The organism is Amaricoccus tamworthensis, assembly GCF_049800875.1.
GTDB lineage: Bacteria > Pseudomonadota > Alphaproteobacteria > Rhodobacterales > Rhodobacteraceae > Amaricoccus > Amaricoccus tamworthensis.
The window spans coordinates 1-16,837 of sequence record NZ_JBNAFV010000017.1; the positions used below are offsets into that span (position 1 = coordinate 1).

The 16,837-nt window shown below is 56.3% G+C and carries 16 protein-coding genes and 2 tRNA genes; 12 read left to right on the top strand and 6 right to left on the bottom strand.

Annotation, left to right across the window (positions count from 1 at the left end; all coding sequences use genetic code 11):
- Nucleotides 1-83: 83 nt before the first annotated feature.
- A protein-coding gene (locus ACP15P_RS19250; protein WP_424926437.1) for an IS630 family transposase occupies nt 84-1,044 on the top strand; the annotation gives its coding sequence in 2 pieces (ribosomal slippage) (nt 84-428 and nt 430-1,044; 960 coding nt in all).
- 173 nt (nt 1,045-1,217) lie between these two features.
- Here the strand turns inward: ACP15P_RS19250 and ACP15P_RS19255 are convergent.
- A tRNA-Thr gene (locus ACP15P_RS19255) sits at nt 1,218-1,293 on the bottom strand.
- A gap of 113 nt (nt 1,294-1,406) precedes the next feature.
- On the opposite strand from ACP15P_RS19255, the gene ACP15P_RS19260 reads away from it, so the two are divergent.
- Nucleotides 1,407-1,491, top strand: a tRNA-Leu gene (locus ACP15P_RS19260).
- Nucleotides 1,492-1,508: 17 nt separating this feature from the next.
- On the opposite strand, the gene ACP15P_RS19265 is transcribed toward ACP15P_RS19260, so the two are convergent.
- From ACP15P_RS19265 to ACP15P_RS19275, 3 genes are read right to left on the bottom strand one after another with little or no spacing between them, the layout of a single operon-like run.
- Nucleotides 1,509-2,435 (bottom strand): SMP-30/gluconolactonase/LRE family protein, encoded by a 927-nt coding sequence (locus tag ACP15P_RS19265; RefSeq protein WP_424930106.1) that lies wholly within the window; start codon nt 2,433-2,435, stop codon nt 1,509-1,511.
- Complete coding sequence (locus ACP15P_RS19270) at nt 2,435-3,208, bottom strand: hydroxypyruvate isomerase family protein (protein WP_424930107.1); 774 nt, start codon at nt 3,206-3,208, stop codon at nt 2,435-2,437. The genes ACP15P_RS19265 and ACP15P_RS19270 overlap by 1 nt, the downstream gene beginning before the upstream one ends.
- A gap of 27 nt (nt 3,209-3,235) precedes the next feature.
- Nucleotides 3,236-4,267, bottom strand: a complete 1,032-nt coding sequence (locus ACP15P_RS19275) for a LacI family DNA-binding transcriptional regulator (RefSeq protein ID WP_424930108.1) — start codon at nt 4,265-4,267, stop codon at nt 3,236-3,238.
- A 205-nt stretch (nt 4,268-4,472) separates the two neighbouring features.
- Here ACP15P_RS19275 and ACP15P_RS19280 point away from each other — a divergent pair, with 205 nt between their 5' ends.
- From ACP15P_RS19280 to ACP15P_RS19320, 9 genes are all read left to right on the top strand, one after another.
- The gene (locus ACP15P_RS19280) at nt 4,473-5,990 is read left to right on the top strand and encodes a sugar ABC transporter ATP-binding protein (RefSeq protein ID WP_424930109.1); all 1,518 of its coding nucleotides are present in this window, start codon (nt 4,473-4,475) and stop codon (nt 5,988-5,990) included.
- 1 nt (nt 5,991) lies between these two features.
- Entirely contained in the window at nt 5,992-7,011 is a 1,020-nt protein-coding gene (locus ACP15P_RS19285; RefSeq protein WP_424930110.1) for an ABC transporter permease, read from the top strand.
- An 87-nt stretch (nt 7,012-7,098) separates the two neighbouring features.
- On the top strand, nt 7,099-8,058 hold the full coding sequence (locus ACP15P_RS19290) for a substrate-binding domain-containing protein (protein WP_424930111.1): 960 nt from the start codon (nt 7,099-7,101) through the stop codon (nt 8,056-8,058).
- A 73-nt stretch (nt 8,059-8,131) separates the two neighbouring features.
- Nucleotides 8,132-9,190, top strand: coding sequence for a sugar phosphate isomerase/epimerase family protein (locus ACP15P_RS19295; RefSeq protein ID WP_424930112.1), 1,059 nt, complete (start codon nt 8,132-8,134; stop codon nt 9,188-9,190).
- A gap of 3 nt (nt 9,191-9,193) precedes the next feature.
- Complete coding sequence (locus ACP15P_RS19300; protein ID WP_424930113.1) at nt 9,194-10,357, top strand: Gfo/Idh/MocA family protein; 1,164 nt, start codon at nt 9,194-9,196, stop codon at nt 10,355-10,357.
- 99 nt (nt 10,358-10,456) lie between these two features.
- Nucleotides 10,457-11,770 (top strand): amidohydrolase family protein, encoded by a 1,314-nt coding sequence (locus ACP15P_RS19305; RefSeq protein ID WP_424930114.1) that lies wholly within the window; start codon nt 10,457-10,459, stop codon nt 11,768-11,770.
- Nucleotides 11,770-12,594, top strand: coding sequence for a purine-nucleoside phosphorylase (locus tag ACP15P_RS19310; protein ID WP_424930115.1), 825 nt, complete (start codon nt 11,770-11,772; stop codon nt 12,592-12,594). The genes ACP15P_RS19305 and ACP15P_RS19310 overlap by 1 nt, the downstream gene beginning before the upstream one ends.
- A 24-nt stretch (nt 12,595-12,618) precedes the next feature.
- A complete protein-coding gene (locus ACP15P_RS19315) occupies nt 12,619-13,800 on the top strand; it encodes an MFS transporter (protein ID WP_424930116.1) in 1,182 nt (393 codons plus the stop codon).
- 274 nt (nt 13,801-14,074) lie between these two features.
- Complete coding sequence (locus tag ACP15P_RS19320; RefSeq protein ID WP_424930117.1) at nt 14,075-14,248, top strand: hypothetical protein; 174 nt, start codon at nt 14,075-14,077, stop codon at nt 14,246-14,248.
- A gap of 34 nt (nt 14,249-14,282) precedes the next feature.
- On the opposite strand, the gene hslU is transcribed toward ACP15P_RS19320, so the two are convergent.
- Complete coding sequence (gene hslU / locus ACP15P_RS19325; RefSeq protein WP_424930118.1) at nt 14,283-15,590, bottom strand: ATP-dependent protease ATPase subunit HslU; 1,308 nt, start codon at nt 15,588-15,590, stop codon at nt 14,283-14,285.
- A gap of 176 nt (nt 15,591-15,766) precedes the next feature.
- Between hslU and ACP15P_RS19330 the strand changes: the two genes are divergently transcribed.
- Nucleotides 15,767-16,171, top strand: a complete 405-nt coding sequence (locus ACP15P_RS19330) for a DM13 domain-containing protein (protein WP_424930119.1) — start codon at nt 15,767-15,769, stop codon at nt 16,169-16,171.
- Here the strand turns inward: ACP15P_RS19330 and hslV are convergent, their stop codons facing one another.
- Nucleotides 16,172-16,738 (bottom strand): ATP-dependent protease subunit HslV, encoded by a 567-nt coding sequence (hslV, locus tag ACP15P_RS19335; RefSeq protein ID WP_424930120.1) that lies wholly within the window; start codon nt 16,736-16,738, stop codon nt 16,172-16,174.
- Nucleotides 16,739-16,837 lie beyond the last annotated feature (99 nt).

Here is a 16,837-nt window from a genome sequence, read left to right on the forward strand (position 1 = left end):
TAAAGCGGTTTGCGTTTGATCTGAATCGAATTGGGATTCACAAGCCCGCCTTCGTCTGATTCACTTCTGTTTGGAGGTGGATCATGGGCAAACCTTACTCTTTGGACCTTCGGGAACGGATTTGCGCCTACGTCGCTAAGGGCAATTCGGCCCGTTCAGCGGGGCGGCTGTTCGGTGTGAGCGCAGCCACGGCGGTGCGATTGGCAGCGGAGCACCGTAAACACGGCACGGCGGTTCCCAAGCCGCAAGGTCGTACCGCCGGCCGGTTCGGCAAACTCGCCCCGCACCGGGACTTTTTGCTGGAGATCGTGCAGGCCGAACCGGACATCACGCTCAAGGAACTGGCCGCCGCCCTCGCAGAGACACATGGCGTGGAAGTACAGCTCTCCTCGCTGCACCGCGCGCTCGAACGCGCCGGACTGTCATATAAAAAAAGGACTGATCGCGGCGGAACGTGACCGACCGGCGTTGCTCCAGGCCCGCCGTGATTGGATCAAGCGCCGCCAGCCCCGTATGCGCGCGGAGCCGCACAGGCTGGTTTTTATCGATGAAACTGCCGTGAAGACGAACCTCACACGGTTGCGCGGTCGGGCCCCTGTCGGTGAGCGGCTTTATGCCGGGGCACCTTTTGGCAAATGGGGCACGCAGACCTTCATCGCAGGGCTGACGCAGGATGCCCTGATCGCACCGTGGGTGATCAAGGGAGCCATGAACGGTCCGGCCTTCGACACTTACATCGAAACCCAACTGGCCCCGGCGCTCGAACCCGGAACAGTTGTGATCCTCGACAACCTGTCCACCCACAAAAGCCCGCGTGCGGCACAAGCCCTGAAAGAGCGCGGCTGCTGGTTCTTGTTCCTGCCCGCATACAGTCCCGATCTCAATCCCATCGAAATGGCCTTCTCGAAGCTCAAAGCCCACCTGCGACGCATCGGCGCCAGAACCTTTGAAACATTGTTTCAGGCGCTCGGAGACATCTGCGATCTGTTCGACCCGCAGGAGTGCTGGAATTTCCTCAAAGCTGCAGGGTATGCCTCAGATTAAACGCAAAACGCTTTAGAGATGACTTCGGCGAAAGCGACGGACAGGCATCGGCGAGTTGCAGACGAAACCGTGAGATGTTTCCAACGCTGTGTCTAACAAAGCAGCTTATGTTGTCATGTGCAGACACCGGAATGCTTCAGCCCAAGCTATGGAGTGGAATTTTTCGGATGGCGTGGTGCCCCCACACGGACTCGAACCGCGGACCTACTGATTACAAATCAGTTGCTCTACCAGCTGAGCTATAGGGGCACTGCGGTTCCCAATATACTGACCTCACCTGGCAATCAATCGGGAATTGCCAAAAAGCCGTTGTTACTGCGGCTGTGTCACGCTAAGGAAAAATCCGCGATCAACTGCTGTTTGCCCGAGTGGCGGAATTGGTAGACGCAGGGGATTCAAAATCCCCCGCCGCAAGGTGTGCCGGTTCGAGTCCGGCCTCGGGTACCAGTTGATCGGGAGCCTGTTTAAACGGGTCCGTTGACGGCAAGATACGCGGAATAGAGCGATGTCGTCCCTGCGATAAACAGCCGGTTTTTCCTTGCGCCTCCGAAACAGACATTTGCGACCAGTTCCGGAATGGCGATTTTTCCAATCAGATTACCGCCCGGTTCGAGGCAGTGGACGCCGTCTGCTGCGGAAGTCCAAATGCGGCCATCCTCATCGAGGCGAAAACCATCAAACAGTCCTGCGGTGCTGTCGGCCAATACTTCGCCCCCACTGAGCGTTTTGCCGTCGCCGCTTAGGGAGAAACGGCGAATGTGGGCGGGACCATCGGGATCATGCGATCTGCCGGTATCCGCAACATAAAGGTATTTTTCGTCAGGTGAAAACGCGAGGCCGTTTGGTTTCATGAAGTCTGTTGCAACCGCCATAACCTCGGCCGTGTCCGGGTCGACGCGGTAGACGTAACATGCGCCAATCTCACTTTCTGCACGACCGCCCTCATAGTCGATCATGATGCCGTATGTGGGATCCGTGAACCAGATGGAGCCATCGGATTTAACAACTACATCATTTGGCGAGTTTAGCCGCTTACCTTGATACCGGTCAGCGATCACGGTGATTGACCCGTCATGTTCCGTTCGGGTGACTCGACGGGCGCCGTGCTCGCAGGAGACAAGCCTGCCATGATGGTCGGTCGTGTTGCCGTTGGAGTAATTCGAAGGGTTTCGGAACACCGAAACTGAACCGTCCGTCTCGTCCCAGCGCAACATTCTGTTGTTGGGAATATCGGACCAAACCAAATATCGGCCGGCCGGGAACCAGGTGGGTCCTTCCGACCAGCGCGCGCCCGTCCACAGTCTTTCAACCCGCGCATGACCAATGAGGAGATTGTTGAATTCCGGTTCGAGGGGCTCAAACCGGGTTCCTTCTATCTGGCCGTAAAACATTACTTTATCCTTTCCTTAGATTTTATGTTGGACAGCCATTTCAGGCTGTCTTCCGTCCGACCTGCTGGTCTGTATTCCGCTCCGAGCGGCATTTCGAAACCGAGTTCGGCAATGGTGGCGAAAATATGGTCGTAATCGATCTCGCCGCAATCAGGTGGGCCCCTGTCCGGAACGGAAGCGAACTGAATGTGGCCGATGATGGGCTGAAGTCGCGCCAACCTGCGCGTCAGATCACCCTCGGTGATCTGGACATGGTAACTGTCGAACATCAGCTTCACGTTTGGCCTGGCGAGCTTTTGTATGATGTCGCTGGCCTGAGAGGTGTTTTTCAGGAAATAGCCGGGCGCGTCGAGATGGTTGAGCGGTTCCATGAGTATCGTCAATTCATAAGGCTCAGCAATTTCGGCTGCGTATTCGAGGTTCGCCATATATGTTGAACATGCCATTTCGCCGTCAGCCGTTCCGGCCATCACGTGGACGTTTTTGGCTTTGATCTCTGCAGCATATTCAATCGCCTGTTCGATGGCCCGTCTGGCGTCCCTTTCACGTCCAGGCAAAGCGGCGAGGCCGTTTTCCCCTTCCTGTCCTCTAACCGTGTTGAGACCGAGCATCGGCAAGCCGGTCTCCTCAAGTGTCGAGGCAACAGCGGCAGCGGGTGTCCCATACGGAAAGTGGCACTCCACTGCGTCAAATCCAGCGGCTTTTGCAGCCTTGATGGCGTCCGTCAGTGGCAGTTCGTTCCACAGAAAGCCAATGTTTGCAGAGAACTTCATGCGCGTGTTTTCGCTCTTCCAGATGATTTATGCATTGGGTGCCGGCGTAGAGCATGAATTGCGAACGATGAGATCCCCATGAAGTAGCGACGTTTCAAATGGTATGTCCCGCCCGGGCAGATGGTCGAGCAAGTGCGTCATGGCAATTTCACCGATTTGCCGGCGCGGCTGTCGGATGGTTGTAAGAGCCGGTGTAACATTGTTCGAAAAGGGGATATCGTCGAAGCCGATCACCGAAAAATCTTCCGGTACGCGAAATCCGCGTGACTTTAGTGCACCAATGACGCCTATCGCCGTGTCGTCGTTGTAGCAGAAAAATGCGCTGGGCAGGTTATCGCGAATAAAAAGCCGCTCGATTGCGGCGCGGCCACCCTCTCCTGTGCCGTTTCCCTGTACCTTCCAAAACGCGCTTTCGTCGAAAGCGGACGCCAGCGCGGCGCAGTAACCCTGATGACGTAACTCACTCACTGCGCCACCCTGCGGCCCGGAGATGTAGGCTATACGTCTGTGTCCTAGCGAGATCAGGTATTCCGCCGCGATTTTGGCGGCGCTGACATCGTCGACGCCAACATAGCTGACATTTGCATGGCTGATAGGTGTGGCCGCCGCCACCATGGGGGGCAGGTTGTCCGAAAGAGCTTTTGGCCAACCGGCAACGGGGACATGGCCTGTCAGGAGGACCAGTCCATCGACCATGCCGGTGGCGAGGAAGCGCAAATACTTTTCCTCGTGCCGGATTTCGCCCTCGGTATTGCCGATCAGGAGGCCATACCCGCGTGCGTTGGCGACTTTTTCAAGACCTGTCAGAATTCCAGGAAAGTTCGGATCGGAGATCGAATTGGCCAACACCATGACCATCTGCGATCGCTGCATCCGCAGGTTCTGCGCCATTGCGTTCGCTGTATAGCCGGTGCGGGCAATGGCCGCCGTGACCTTTTTACGGGTGGTTTCCGCGACCTTTTCCGGTGTTCGAATCGCCCGGCTTACGGTCGCAATCGAAACGCCCGCAAGTTTGGCGACGTCCTCTATGGTCGCCGGTCTGTCCGGGCTTTTTTCCAAGGCCGTTTCCTTTTTCCCTGTTGGTCAACCGTCTTGAAACTGCGGTTTTCGTGCCGGATTCCGTGTCTTTTCAATACACCGACCCGGTCGCGCCATCGACGGATCATTGCAGGTTTGCAACGCGATGAAAAGGTTTACATAAATTCTGAAAAGGTTTACATTTTTTGCAAGCCCATAAAAAAGGGCGTTAGGGAGAAGACAGTTCATGCCTTTCGATGGCGGATCGCCAGTGGCTGTGCTTGCAGCCGACCGGATCAGCAAATCCTTCGGGTCGGTGCCTGTTCTATTCAGTGTTGGCTTCGACATTTTGCCGGGCGAGGTGCATGCGCTGATCGGCGAGAACGGCGCCGGCAAATCCACTCTGATGAAAATCCTCGGCGGATTTCACCAACCGACCAGCGGTCGAATTTTTATGGACGGCAAGGAGGTCGTTCTGCCGCCAAACGGGCAGGCCGAGGATCTGGGCATTGTTCTTCTTCATCAGGAGTTCAATCTCGCGGAACAAATGACGGTTGAGGAGAACATGTTTCTCGGCCGTGAAAAAAGCTCAAACGGGTTTCTGCGCAGGAAGGAAATGCGCGAGGAGGTGCGCGGGCATCTTGCCGAAGTCGGGCTGAATGTGTCGCCGACCGCGAGGGTTTCCGATCTCTCGGTTGCTCAAAAGCAAATGCTGGAAATCACGCGGGCCGTCAGCCGCCAGGCCCGCGTACTGATCATGGATGAGCCGACCGCCGTTCTGACGACGGCTGAGACGGAGCTGTTTTTCCGTCAGGTTCGCCGTTTGCGGGATAACGGCGTGGCAGTCGTGTTCGTTTCCCACAAGCTGGGTGAGGTGAAAGAGATCGCGGACCGGATCACGGTCCTGCGTGACGGGCAGTGGATCGCTACGCGACCCGCCCGTGATCTTACGTTGGACGCCATGGCTCAGTTGATGGTCGGTCGGGAGTTGTCCGACCTTTATCCGCCGATAGCCGAGGCGGATGTGGATGCGCCAAAGATTCTTGAGGTGCGTAATCTCACTACACCGCGCGTCCGCGATGTGAGTTTCGATTTGCGTCGCGGCGAAGTTCTTGGGTTTTCCGGCTTGGTGGGGTCCGGGCGCACCGACGTGTTCGAGGCGATATGCGGCCTTCAGCAGGTTGAAGGTGGCCAGATTCGATTCGATGGGCAGCCGGTAAACTTCCGGTCCGTGGCCAAGGCGCGGGATGCAGGAATTGCTTACCTCACGAAAGACCGCAAGGGTAAGGGTCTGCTATTGGAGCAGGGAATGCTGCCCAACGTGACACTGTTGGCACTGCCAAGGTTTGTCCGAAACTTCATGCTGGACCGGAAGGCCGAGGAAGAGGCGCTGAAGCGGGGTATCCGGCGTTTCGACATACGGGCCAGGGATCCCAATGTCCGGGTTGGTGACATGTCCGGCGGGAACCAGCAGAAACTGCTGCTCGCGAAAATCATGGAAATCAATCCCAAGGTGGTGATCGTAGATGAACCCACGCGCGGTATTGATGTTGGCACGAAGCAGCAGATTTACCATTTCATCGCAGCGCTCGCGGCAGAGGGAATGTCAGTCGTCGTAATCTCATCCGAAATGCCTGAGATTATCGGTATCTGTCACCGGGTCTTTGTCATGCGCGAAGGCCGGATTGCCGGTTCGCTGACCGGTGACGACATCAACGAAAATGAAATCGTGCGCTACGCCGCCGGACTAAAGGAAGCGGTGTAGAATGGCACACTCGGACCTTACCAAAGAACAGGGGCGGACATTGCCTAAACTGGACCTTAAAACCATGGGCCCCGCAATTGCGCTGATACTTCTGTGCATTATCGGGTATTCGCTCAATCCCGCTTTCCTTGGCGAAGGCAACATCACAAACCTTCTGACCCGGTCTGCCTTCATTGGCATTATCGCCGTAGGCGCAACATTTGTGATCACGGCAGGCGGAATTGATCTTTCCGTGGGCTCAATGGCTGCCGTTCTGTCAGGCGTCATGATCATGGTGATGAACAGTCTGATCGATGTGCTGGGGACAGGCGTCGCAACGGTAATGACCGGATGTATCTGCAGTCTGATCCTGGGCATTGGCGCCGGGATGGTGAACGGGCTTTTGACCACGAAAGCCAAGATCGAGGCATTTATCGTCACGCTGGGCACAATGGGGATATTCCGTTCGCTTGTGACCTACTTCGCTGATGGAGGCACGCTTTCCCTCGATTTCTCGCTACGGGATACTTACCGGCCCGTCTATTATGAGAGTTTCGGCGGGTTGCCCATTCCGGTCTGGGTGTTTTTAGGAGTGTCGGTTGCTGGATGGATCCTGCTGAACCGGACAGCCTTTGGACGCTATTGCACCGCAATCGGATCCAACGAACATGTGGCGCAGTATTCCGCCATACGCGTCGAGCGCATCAAGACAGCGACATATGTGATTCAGGGATTCTGCGTATCTTTGGCAACCATTATCTACGTGCCCCGCCTCGGATCGGCATCAGCCTCTACGGGTGTTCTGTGGGAACTGGAGGCCATTGCCGCGGTGATTATCGGTGGTACGGTGCTTAAGGGCGGCTATGGCCGGATCGGCGGTACAATCCTCGGGGCGCTGATCCTCACGACAATTGGAAACATTCTGAATTTTACGGATGTGATCTCAAACTATCTCAATGGAACCATGCAGGGTTTGATCATCATCGTCGCTGTCTGGCTGCAAAGAGCGGGATGGCGTGGCCGGGGAAAAACCGCGGATTAAATCAGGAAATTGCGACGGGCCAAATCAGCCCGGGCGTGAACGCAAAGGGTGGCCTTGTCACCCGCAATAAAGATCGGGAGGATCAACATGACAGTTAAAGCAACCGTTGCCGCACTGGCGGTGGGAGGCGTTCTGGCGATGGCCGGTACGGCTTTCGCGCAGGACGAAAAGATCAAAATTGGGGTGTCCTATCCGACACCAACCCACGCCTGGGCTGCCGGCATGAACTGGCACGCGGAAAAAGCGGAGGAGCGGATTGAGGCACTCTATCCGGACGTTGACATGATTCTTGTGAACTCACCCGATCCGGCGTCCCAGGCAAGTGCCCTTGAAGATTTGGTCTCAGTTAACCAGATTGACGCGCTTGTAATCCTGCCGTTCGAAAGCGATCCGCTGACCGATCCGGTGCTGAACGTGAAAAAATCCGGCGCACTGATCACGGTTGTGGATCGCGGCCTGAGCCAACCCGGCATCGAAGATATATATGTGGCCGGAAACAACCCCGAACTCGGCCGGATTTCAGCGCAGTACATGAAGACGCGTATCGGTGAAGGCGACAACATCGTTATCCTCCGCGGCATCCCGACCCTGATCGACAATGAGCGTTTTGATGCCTTCATGGAGGAGATCGAGGGCTCCGGGATTAATGTCCTCGACCATAAACATGCCAACTGGAACCGGGATGACGGGTTCGAGGTCATGCAGGACTTCCTGAGCCGCTTTGACGATATCGATGCGGTATGGGCGCAGGATGACGACATTGCAATTGGCGTTGTCGCCGCGCTTGAACAGGCTGGACGCGATGGCGACGGCATGTTTGTTGTAGGTGGCGCCGGGATGAAGGAAACCATCAAGGGCATCATGGACGGCAACGAACTGGTACCGGTGGATGTTCTCTATCCGCCCGCCATGATTGCCACGGCCATGGACGTGACTGTTGCTGCCTTCAAATCCAACGGTCCCGTTGCCGGGCGTTACATTCTTGGCGCTACGCTTATCACACCGGAAAATGCGGAAGACTTCTATTTCCCGGATTCACCGTTCTAGGGTGCCGCGTTAGCATGAACAGAATCGGGGAGGGTCACCTGGCCTTCCCTGTAAATTTTATTGGGGAAGCATCATGAAAACCATAAAGGGGCCCGCACTTTTCCTGGCGCAGTTTGCTGGCGACGAGGCACCGTTCAATTCCTGGGATAGCATCACCAAATGGGCAGCTGATTGCGGTTACAAGGGGGTACAGGTTCCGAGCTGGGACGGCCGGTTGATTGATCTGGCGAAGGCAGCAGAATCCAAAGACTACTGTGATGAGTTCAAGGGCGTAGCCGAAGCCAATGGCGTGGAGGTTACCGAACTTTCCACCCATCTGCAGGGCCAGCTTGTAGCCGTCCATCCCGCGTATGACGCAGCATTTGACGGCTTTGCGGCTGCCGAGGTTCAGGGAAATCCGAAAGCACGCCAGGCCTGGGCTGTTGATCAGGTTAAAAAGGCCCTGACGACCTCAAAAAACATGGGCATTGCTCAACACGCCACATTTTCCGGCGCTTTGGCGTGGCCCTATATTTACCCATGGCCGCAGCGCCCTGGAGGGTTGGTTGAAGCCGCATTCGATGAGTTGGCCAGTCGCTGGAAACCACTCCTCGATCATGCCGATGATTGCGGCGTAGATGTCTGCTATGAGATCCATCCCGGTGAGGATCTGCATGACGGAGCAACATTTGAAATGTTCTTGAAGCGGGTGAGAGGCCATGCCCGGTGCAACATGCTGTACGACCCGTCGCACTACGTTCTTCAGTGTCTCGATTACCTCGATAATATCGACATTTACAAAGACCGTATCAAAATGTTCCACGTCAAGGACGCGGAATTTAACCCTACCGGACGCCAGGGGGTGTATGGCGGGTTTCAGTCCTGGGTCGATCGTGCGGGTCGTTTCCGGAGCCTGGGCGATGGGCAGGTGGATTTTGGAGCGATTTTCTCAAAAATGGCGGCTAATGATTTTGATGGCTGGGCGGTTGTCGAGTGGGAGTGTTGCCTGAAACATCCCGAGGACGGCGCGCGCGAGGGCGCACAATTTGTCAGTGATCACATCATCCGGGTGACCGAGCGGGCGTTCGACGATTTTGCTGACGGTGGTGCCGATGATGCGGTCAACCGGAGAATGCTGGGCTTGGAGGGCTGATACATGGCGATTGAGGGAAGAAACGAGAACCATTCAGGTCCCATCCGTCTTGGAATGGTCGGCGGTGGCAATGACGCGTTTATCGGCGGAGTGCACCGTATCGCCTCGCGAATTGATGATCGTTACCGTCTTGTAGCCGGTGCGCTGTCCTCGACACCGGAAAAGTCCCAGGCGTCGGGCGCCGCGCTGGGTCTGGCACCGGATCGCATCTATGACGATTACAAACAAATGGCGATCCGCGAAGCCCGCCTGAAAGATGGCATTGAGGCGGTTGCTATTGTGACCCCCAACCACGTCCACTACGCGGCGGCGCGGGAGTTTCTCAAGCGTGGCATCCACGTCATCTGTGACAAACCACTGACCTCCACGCTAGCCGATGCCAAAAAACTGGTTGCCTCTGCCGAGAAGTCCGAAGCGCTGTTTGTGCTTACGCATAACTATACCGGGTATCCGATGGCCCGGCAGGCGCGGGAAATGGTGGCCTCAGGTGCCCTGGGCAAAATCCGTCTTGTGCAGGTGGAATATGTTCAGGACTGGCTGACCGAGGCCCAGGACAACAAGCAGGCTGACTGGCGAACGGATCCAGCGCGGTCCGGTGCCGGTGGGTCAACCGGCGATATTGGTACGCACGCATTCAACATTGCGAGTTTTGTCTCCGGCCTCGAACTCGAAAGCCTTGCTGCTGATTTGCAGGCATTTGTGCCGGGGCGCCAGGTTGACGATAACGGTCATGTCATGATGCGTTTCAAGGGCGGTGCGCGTGGCATGCTTTGGTGCAGCCAGGTTGCGCCGGGAAATGAGAATTCGCTCAAACTGCGTGTTTACGGGGAGAGGGGCGGCCTGGAGTGGTGCCAGGAAGATCCCAATTACCTTTGGTACACACCGTTTGGCCAGCCAAAACGACTGATCACCCGTGGCGGTGCGGGGTCCGGTGCGGACGCGGCCCGCGTCAGTCGCGTTCCTCCCGGCCATCCCGAAGGTTATCTGGAGGGATTTGCCAACATCTACACGGAAGCCGCCGAAGCCATTCAGGCCAGGCGTGCCGGAGATGCCGTGCCCGATGAGGTGGTTTACCCGACAGTTCAGGATGGACTGAAGGGCGTCCAGTTTGTGGATGCCTGCGTTCGGTCCTCCAAACGCAACGCGGCTTGGGTCACACTGGACTGATACCCGTGTTGGGCGGGGTAAGGTCCCGCCCAAACGCTCCTGGTTGACACACTGTCGTATGCCGTGCGACCCGTTGAAATCTTGCAACGGGAGGTGGCCATGGGCGCCAATCTGCTGATACGGAACGCCACCATCGTCACGATGGATGCCGTTTGCCGGATTATTCGAAATGGCTGCCTGTCGGTGACAGATGGTGTCATCAATCGAATGGGAGAAGCCGGCGATTTCGAGGGATTACGTGCGGATCGTGAGATCGACGCGGGTGGCATGATCTTGATGCCCGGCCTCATAAACACCCATTGTCACTCGGCCGACAGTCTTTTTCGTGGTCTTGTTGAGGATCTTCTTCTTGAGCCCTGGCTTCAGAAGGTCTGGAAGGCGGAAGCAGCAATATTGAATGCCGATACTGTCCGCCTTGGCGCGACGCTTGGAATGGCCGAACTGGCGCTGGGTGGTGTGACGACGGTTATGGACATGTTCTGGCATCCGGATCAGACGGTGCAGGCCGCCCGGGACATCGGACTTAGGGTTTCCACCGGCGGTATTTTCTTCGACGGACCGGGTATTGATGGATTGAACCATTCAGATCGGATGAATGCCGCTGAAGATTTCTTCCAAAGTGTGTCCGGACAGAACGACGTACTCCCTGGGACCTTTCCGCATGGCTCTTATACTGTCGGTCCCGAACACCTGAAGGAAGCGCACGGTCTGGCAAAAGCGGCCGGCGGATTGTTCTGTACACATGCAGCGGAAACACGGGCTGAAGTCGCGGACATTCAAAACCGTTACGGCGCACGGGTGATAAACCACCTGGACAGTCTTGGTGTGTTGGACCCCCGAACCGTGCTCGCACACTGTGTATGGCTTGATGACGACGAAATCGAAACGCTGGCCCGGACCGGAGTGACCGTATCGCACAATCCCATGTCGAACCTGAAACTGGCCAGCGGGGTGGCCCGGGTCCCTGAGATGCTTGAGGCTGGCGTCTGCGTGACCATTGGTACGGACGGAGCAATATCCGGGAACGATCTTGATATGTGGATGGCTTTAAGGCTGGCGGCCACGCTTCATCGGGGCAATACCCTCTCCGCATCTGCCGTGACCACGGAGCAGGCGTTGCGAATGGTGACGTCCGAAGGCGCGAAGGCGCTGGGCGTGTCTGACCGGCTTGGTTCTCTGGAAGTTGGAAAGCAGGCGGACATGATCCTCGTTCGCGTGGATCGACCCCACGCTGTTCCCATGTTTGATCCGATGACACACCTGGTCTTCTCAACCGCTAAATCCGACGTTTCGCATGTGTTCGTGGGAGGAAAGATGGTCGTCGAGAATGGCGAATTGAGTGAATTCGATCTAACCGATACGGTGGCGGAAGTTTCCGGTCTCGCTCCGGATATTTTGAGGTCCATCCAGTAATGATTCCCCTGAAGAAACAAATTTCTCTGGCGCTTTCCTCCGTGGAGGACCGCGTTGGAAAACCTGTGGAGACAGCTTTGGTTTTGGGCTCCGGCCTGGGGAACCTCGCTGACCAGGTAAACGATCCGGTTGTCATCCCATATGGAGAGATCGAAGGTTTTCCTCATTCAACTGCGCCCGACCACCGTGGGCAACTCGTGATTGGGGATCTCTTCGGTCACCGCTGTGCACTGATGCAGGGCCGGATGCATCTCTATGAGGGATGGAAGCCTCAGCAGATTGCTCTGCCAATCTACCTTCTGAAAGCGCTGGGTTCCCGGCGTATGATCGTGACCAATGCGGCTGGCGCCCTTAATCCGGATTACGGGCCGGGGGATGTGATGCTGATAAGCGACCACATCAATCTGACGGGCCACAATCCATTAACCGGTCCCAATGATGACGATGTTGGCCTGCGCTTCCCGGACATGTCGCGTGCTTACGACCCGGATTTACGTTCCTGGACCGAGGATGCCGCTAACAAGGCGCTCGTCGAAATCCATGTTGGCATTTATGCTGGCATAGCTGGGCCATCACTTGAGACGAGCGCTGAGCGTCGGCTGTTTCGCAGTTGGGGCGCGGATGCCGTTGGAATGTCCACGGTGATGGAGGTAATTGCCGCCGCTCACGCGGAATTGCCCGTTATTGGCTTTTCAGCAATCTCAAACTCGGCCACTGGTTTGCCGGACCAGCAACCGGACACCATTGAGCAGGTACTCGAACATGCCAAAGTGGCGGGAACCAAAATCTCCAAAATTCTCGAGAGACTGTTTCAGCAGTTCTGAGCCCGCCCCACGAGTGCCGCCTGCATGATCCAATCAAAAGCAGCCAACGTCGCCACCCTCGCGCTCATTGAGGTCTTGGCAATGAGCCTGTGGTTCGTCTCGGCAGCCATTCTGCCCGAACTGGTGGCGGAATCCGGCATATCCGAGGCGCGGGCCGCGGCCCTGTCCAGTGCGGTGCAAATCGGATTTGTCGCCGGCGCATTGGGATTTGCCTTGCACGGCACGGCAGATCGCTTCGATCCACGCAAGGTATTGGGCGCGTCAGCCTTCATTGGTGGTCTGGCGGGGTTGTGTCTTCTGATCACACCGGTAGGCGGCAACATCCAGATTCTTCTGCGCGGTATTACCGGCGCCGCGTTGGCCGGAGTTTATCCGGTGGGGATGAAGATCATTGTTGGATGGGGCACAAAGGACCGCGGTCTTTTGATTGGTCTCGTGGTTGCCGCACTTACCTTGGGGTCAGCGTTGCCTCATCTGCTATCCATCCTGGGCGGGCCTAACTGGCAGGTAACAGTCGTACTTGCGTCGAGCCTTGCCTTTGCCGCGGGCATCCTCGCTCTGTTAACCGGTCTCGGCCCATATCATGCGCGGGCGGCCCGGCTGGATCCATCCGCTTTGACCATGGCCTGGACCAATCTGCAAATACGCCTCGCGTATATCGGCTATCTCGGTCACATGTGGGAACTCTATGTTTTCTGGGCCTGGATCAGCGCAGCTGCTGTTATTGTTTTTGCGCCTGAATTTGGACCGGAGGCCGGCCGTTTGGCGAGTATCCTGACATTCTCAGCGATTGCGCTGGGCGGTTTGCTGTGCGTCCCGGCCGGATGGTTCGCGGACAGCATTGGTAAGGCCCGCGTTGCGCGCTACGCAATGATGATCAGTGGGATAGCTGCAGTTGTCACCGGGTTTGCTTTCAATGGCCCCGTTTGGCTATTTGTGATCGCTGTATTGCTGTGGGGAGCCTCCATCATTCCTGACTCAGCCCAGTTCTCCGCTCTTGTGGCTGATCTGGCACCGCCGGAAAGAGCCGGAAGTCTCATGACCTTTCAAACGGCATTGGGTTTCACACTCACGTTTTTCACGGTTCAGTTGCTTCCATTCGCAGTGAGTCTGTTGGGGTGGCCGCTGGTTCTGGCGTCCCTCGCCATAGGTCCTGCTATTGGAGTAGAGGCAATGCGGCGACTAATTGAATCGCGCTTGGGTTGAAAATTAAGCTGATGATTGCTATCTAAAGGTGTGGTTGATGCGACTCGGCCCATGTACCAGCCGGGTCGCGGGTTTCCAATCAAATGACTGGCATTTAAACAAAATTTGCCACTCATTTGAACTGAATCGACAATATGATTTCGTTGATTCAGCCGAGTCCGAACGTATCGTGTTCTGAACAGGTAAGGGTTTCTTAATTGCTGTGGGTTCTTATCAGGGAACTCCGGAGACGACTGAAACCGTTGCCCGGATTGAGCTACAAGGGGATGGGCTTTTGTTACTGGTTCAGATGATCATATCTACTCTGATCGCGTTGTTTGCGGCCGCAATCTCCCTCTACTACGGCAATGGCCTGCTGCTTTCCCTGCTCGTGTATTCACTCACCGGGTCTTTCGTACTGGTCTCTTTGGCGACCATTCACGCTTACGCATTCGGCCACCGGTCCTGAGACCGGCGGCTTCGAATTTCATTCATTTGAGCAATCAGAGTACGTAGCGGCTCAAATCCGTCGAGCGGCTGAGTTCGCCGAGGTTCTTTTCGACGAAATCCGCATTGACCTCGATGGCGTCGCCCGACCGATCCGGTGCCTCGAAGCCAAGCTCCTCGAACACGCGCTCCATTATGGTGTAAAGACGGCGGGCACCAATATTCTCGATGTTGCTGTTTACCTCGGCCGCGATAGCCGCGAGCGCCGCAATGCCGTCCTCGGTGAAGGTAACCTCAACGTCCTCTGTCTTCATCAGCGCAGTATACTGACGGGTCAGCGCGTTATCGGTTTCCGTCAGAATGCGAACGAAGTCTTCTTCGGTCAAAGCCCGCAACTCAACACGAATCGGCAGTCGACCCTGGAGCTCCGGAAGGAGATCGGAGGGTTTGGCGATATGGAAAGCACCGGAGGCTATGAACAGGATATGATCCGTTTTGACCGGTCCATGCTTGGTTGACACCGTCGTACCCTCAATCAGTGGCAGGAGGTCACGTTGGACGCCCTCGCGGCTCACTTCCGCGCCGCGCTTTTCGGAGCCGGCACAGACCTTGTCAATTTCATCGAGGAACACAATGCCGCTCGTCTCAACGAGTGAGATGGCTTCCTGAGCGACGTTGTCCTGGTCGATCAGTTTGTCCGCTTCCTCACTGATAAGCAGCTCGTACGATTTCTCAACCGTCATGCGGCGGCGTGTGGTGCGACCGGAAAAAGCTTTGCCAAATATGTCGCCGAGATTCATTGCTCCGACGTTCATGCCGGGTTGGCCCGGGATCTCGAAGCTGGACATCGGGTTCGATGTATCCGCGACCTCCAGTTCAATCTCCTTGTCGTCCAGCAGGCCCTCGCGCAGTTTTCGGCGGAACATTTCCCGCGTCTGTTCCCGCGAACCTTCACCGGCGAGAGCGTCCAACACACGGTTTTCCGCCGCTTCGTGTGCGTTTACCTGGACCTTTTCCCGCATGGCATCACGAACCAGCACAATTGCTGAATCGACAAGATCCCGAACGATCTGTTCCACGTCGCGCCCGACATAGCCGACCTCGGTGAATTTTGTGGCTTCGACCTTCAGGAAGGGAGCCTTGGCCAGTTTGGCGAGGCGACGGGAGATCTCGGTTTTGCCCACACCCGTCGGGCCGATCATCAAAATGTTCTTCGGATAAACCTCGTCGCGGATGTCATCCGGAAGCTGCCGGCGACGCCAACGGTTCCGCAATGCAACTGCTACGGCACGTTTGGCGTCCTTCTGACCGATAATAAAACGGTCCAGTTCAGAGACGATTTCTCGTGGCGTCAGGTCAGTCAAAACGGGGTCCTTTCCGGGGTGCAAAGTACGCAACGGAAGTATGGTGTGAGCGGGCAAAACGCAAGGAGGATAGAGTTCCAGGGCCCATCCGCCATAAGTTTCCGTGATATTCGCAATGAAGCAGGGAACGAAACCGTAGGAAGAAGTGTTAACAAAAAAACAAAGGAGAGGTTCAGATGAAAAATCGCAGATCGGTTCTCAGGGCAATCACGGCAGGATTTGCCGTATCTCTTGCGCCGCTTCCAGCAACTCTTAGGGCCGATGAAACGGGAGTGATGAAAGAGGGATCACTTGAGGGACAGGGCGATCACGAGGCAGCCGGTACGGTCGCAATCCTTGAGAGCGGCGGTTCAAATTACGTGAGCTTCGGTGTGGATTTCGTATTCGACGGCGCTCCCGACCCACGGGTCGCATTGGGCCGGGACGGTATTGATCATGAAACCTTGCTCGGCAAGCTCTCAAGCAATTCAGGAACCCAAAATTATGAAATTCCTGAGGACCTCGATCCCAATAACTACGACGAGGTATGGATTTGGTGCGAGCAGAATGAGATGCCACTCGCCCGCGCTAAGATGAGCTGATCACTTATGTTTGGAGATTTTCTCAACCGTAGCGTTGCCGTTTGTGTAGACACAGATTTCCGAAGCAATTTCCAACGCCTTGGTCGCGATGCTCTCCGCATCCTGGTCGGTGTCGTACATGCCGCGGGCAGCCGCCAGAGCAAAGTTGCCACCTGACCCGATAGCCGCAATATCATTTTCCGGCTCAAGTACATCGCCGGCGCCAGTTATCACAAATAGGTCTGATCCGTCGGTAACGATCAGCATGGCCTCAAGGTTTCTCAGGTATTTGTCCGTACGCCAGTCTTTGGCGAGGTCCACAGCGGCCCGCTGAAGCTGGCCGGGCGCAGATTCAAGCTTTTTCTCAAGACGTTCGAGCAGGGTGAACGCATCGGCCGTCGAGCCTGCGAAACCACATACAGTGTCATATCCACCGGGCGAGATACGACGTACCTTGCGGGCCGAGCCCTTAATGACTGTTTGACCAAGGCTCACCTGGCCGTCACCAACCACTGCTACTTCATCATCCTTCCGTACTGCAACGATCGTGGTGCCGTGCCAGCCTGGGAATTGCCTGTTCTCTTCCATAGTACCTCCGGTGTTCATGGGACATATACGGATGGAAGCCCGTACCTTCCAGAGGCACGGTGAGCCTTTACCGACCTTCCCGTTACGCAAAGAAAAAAG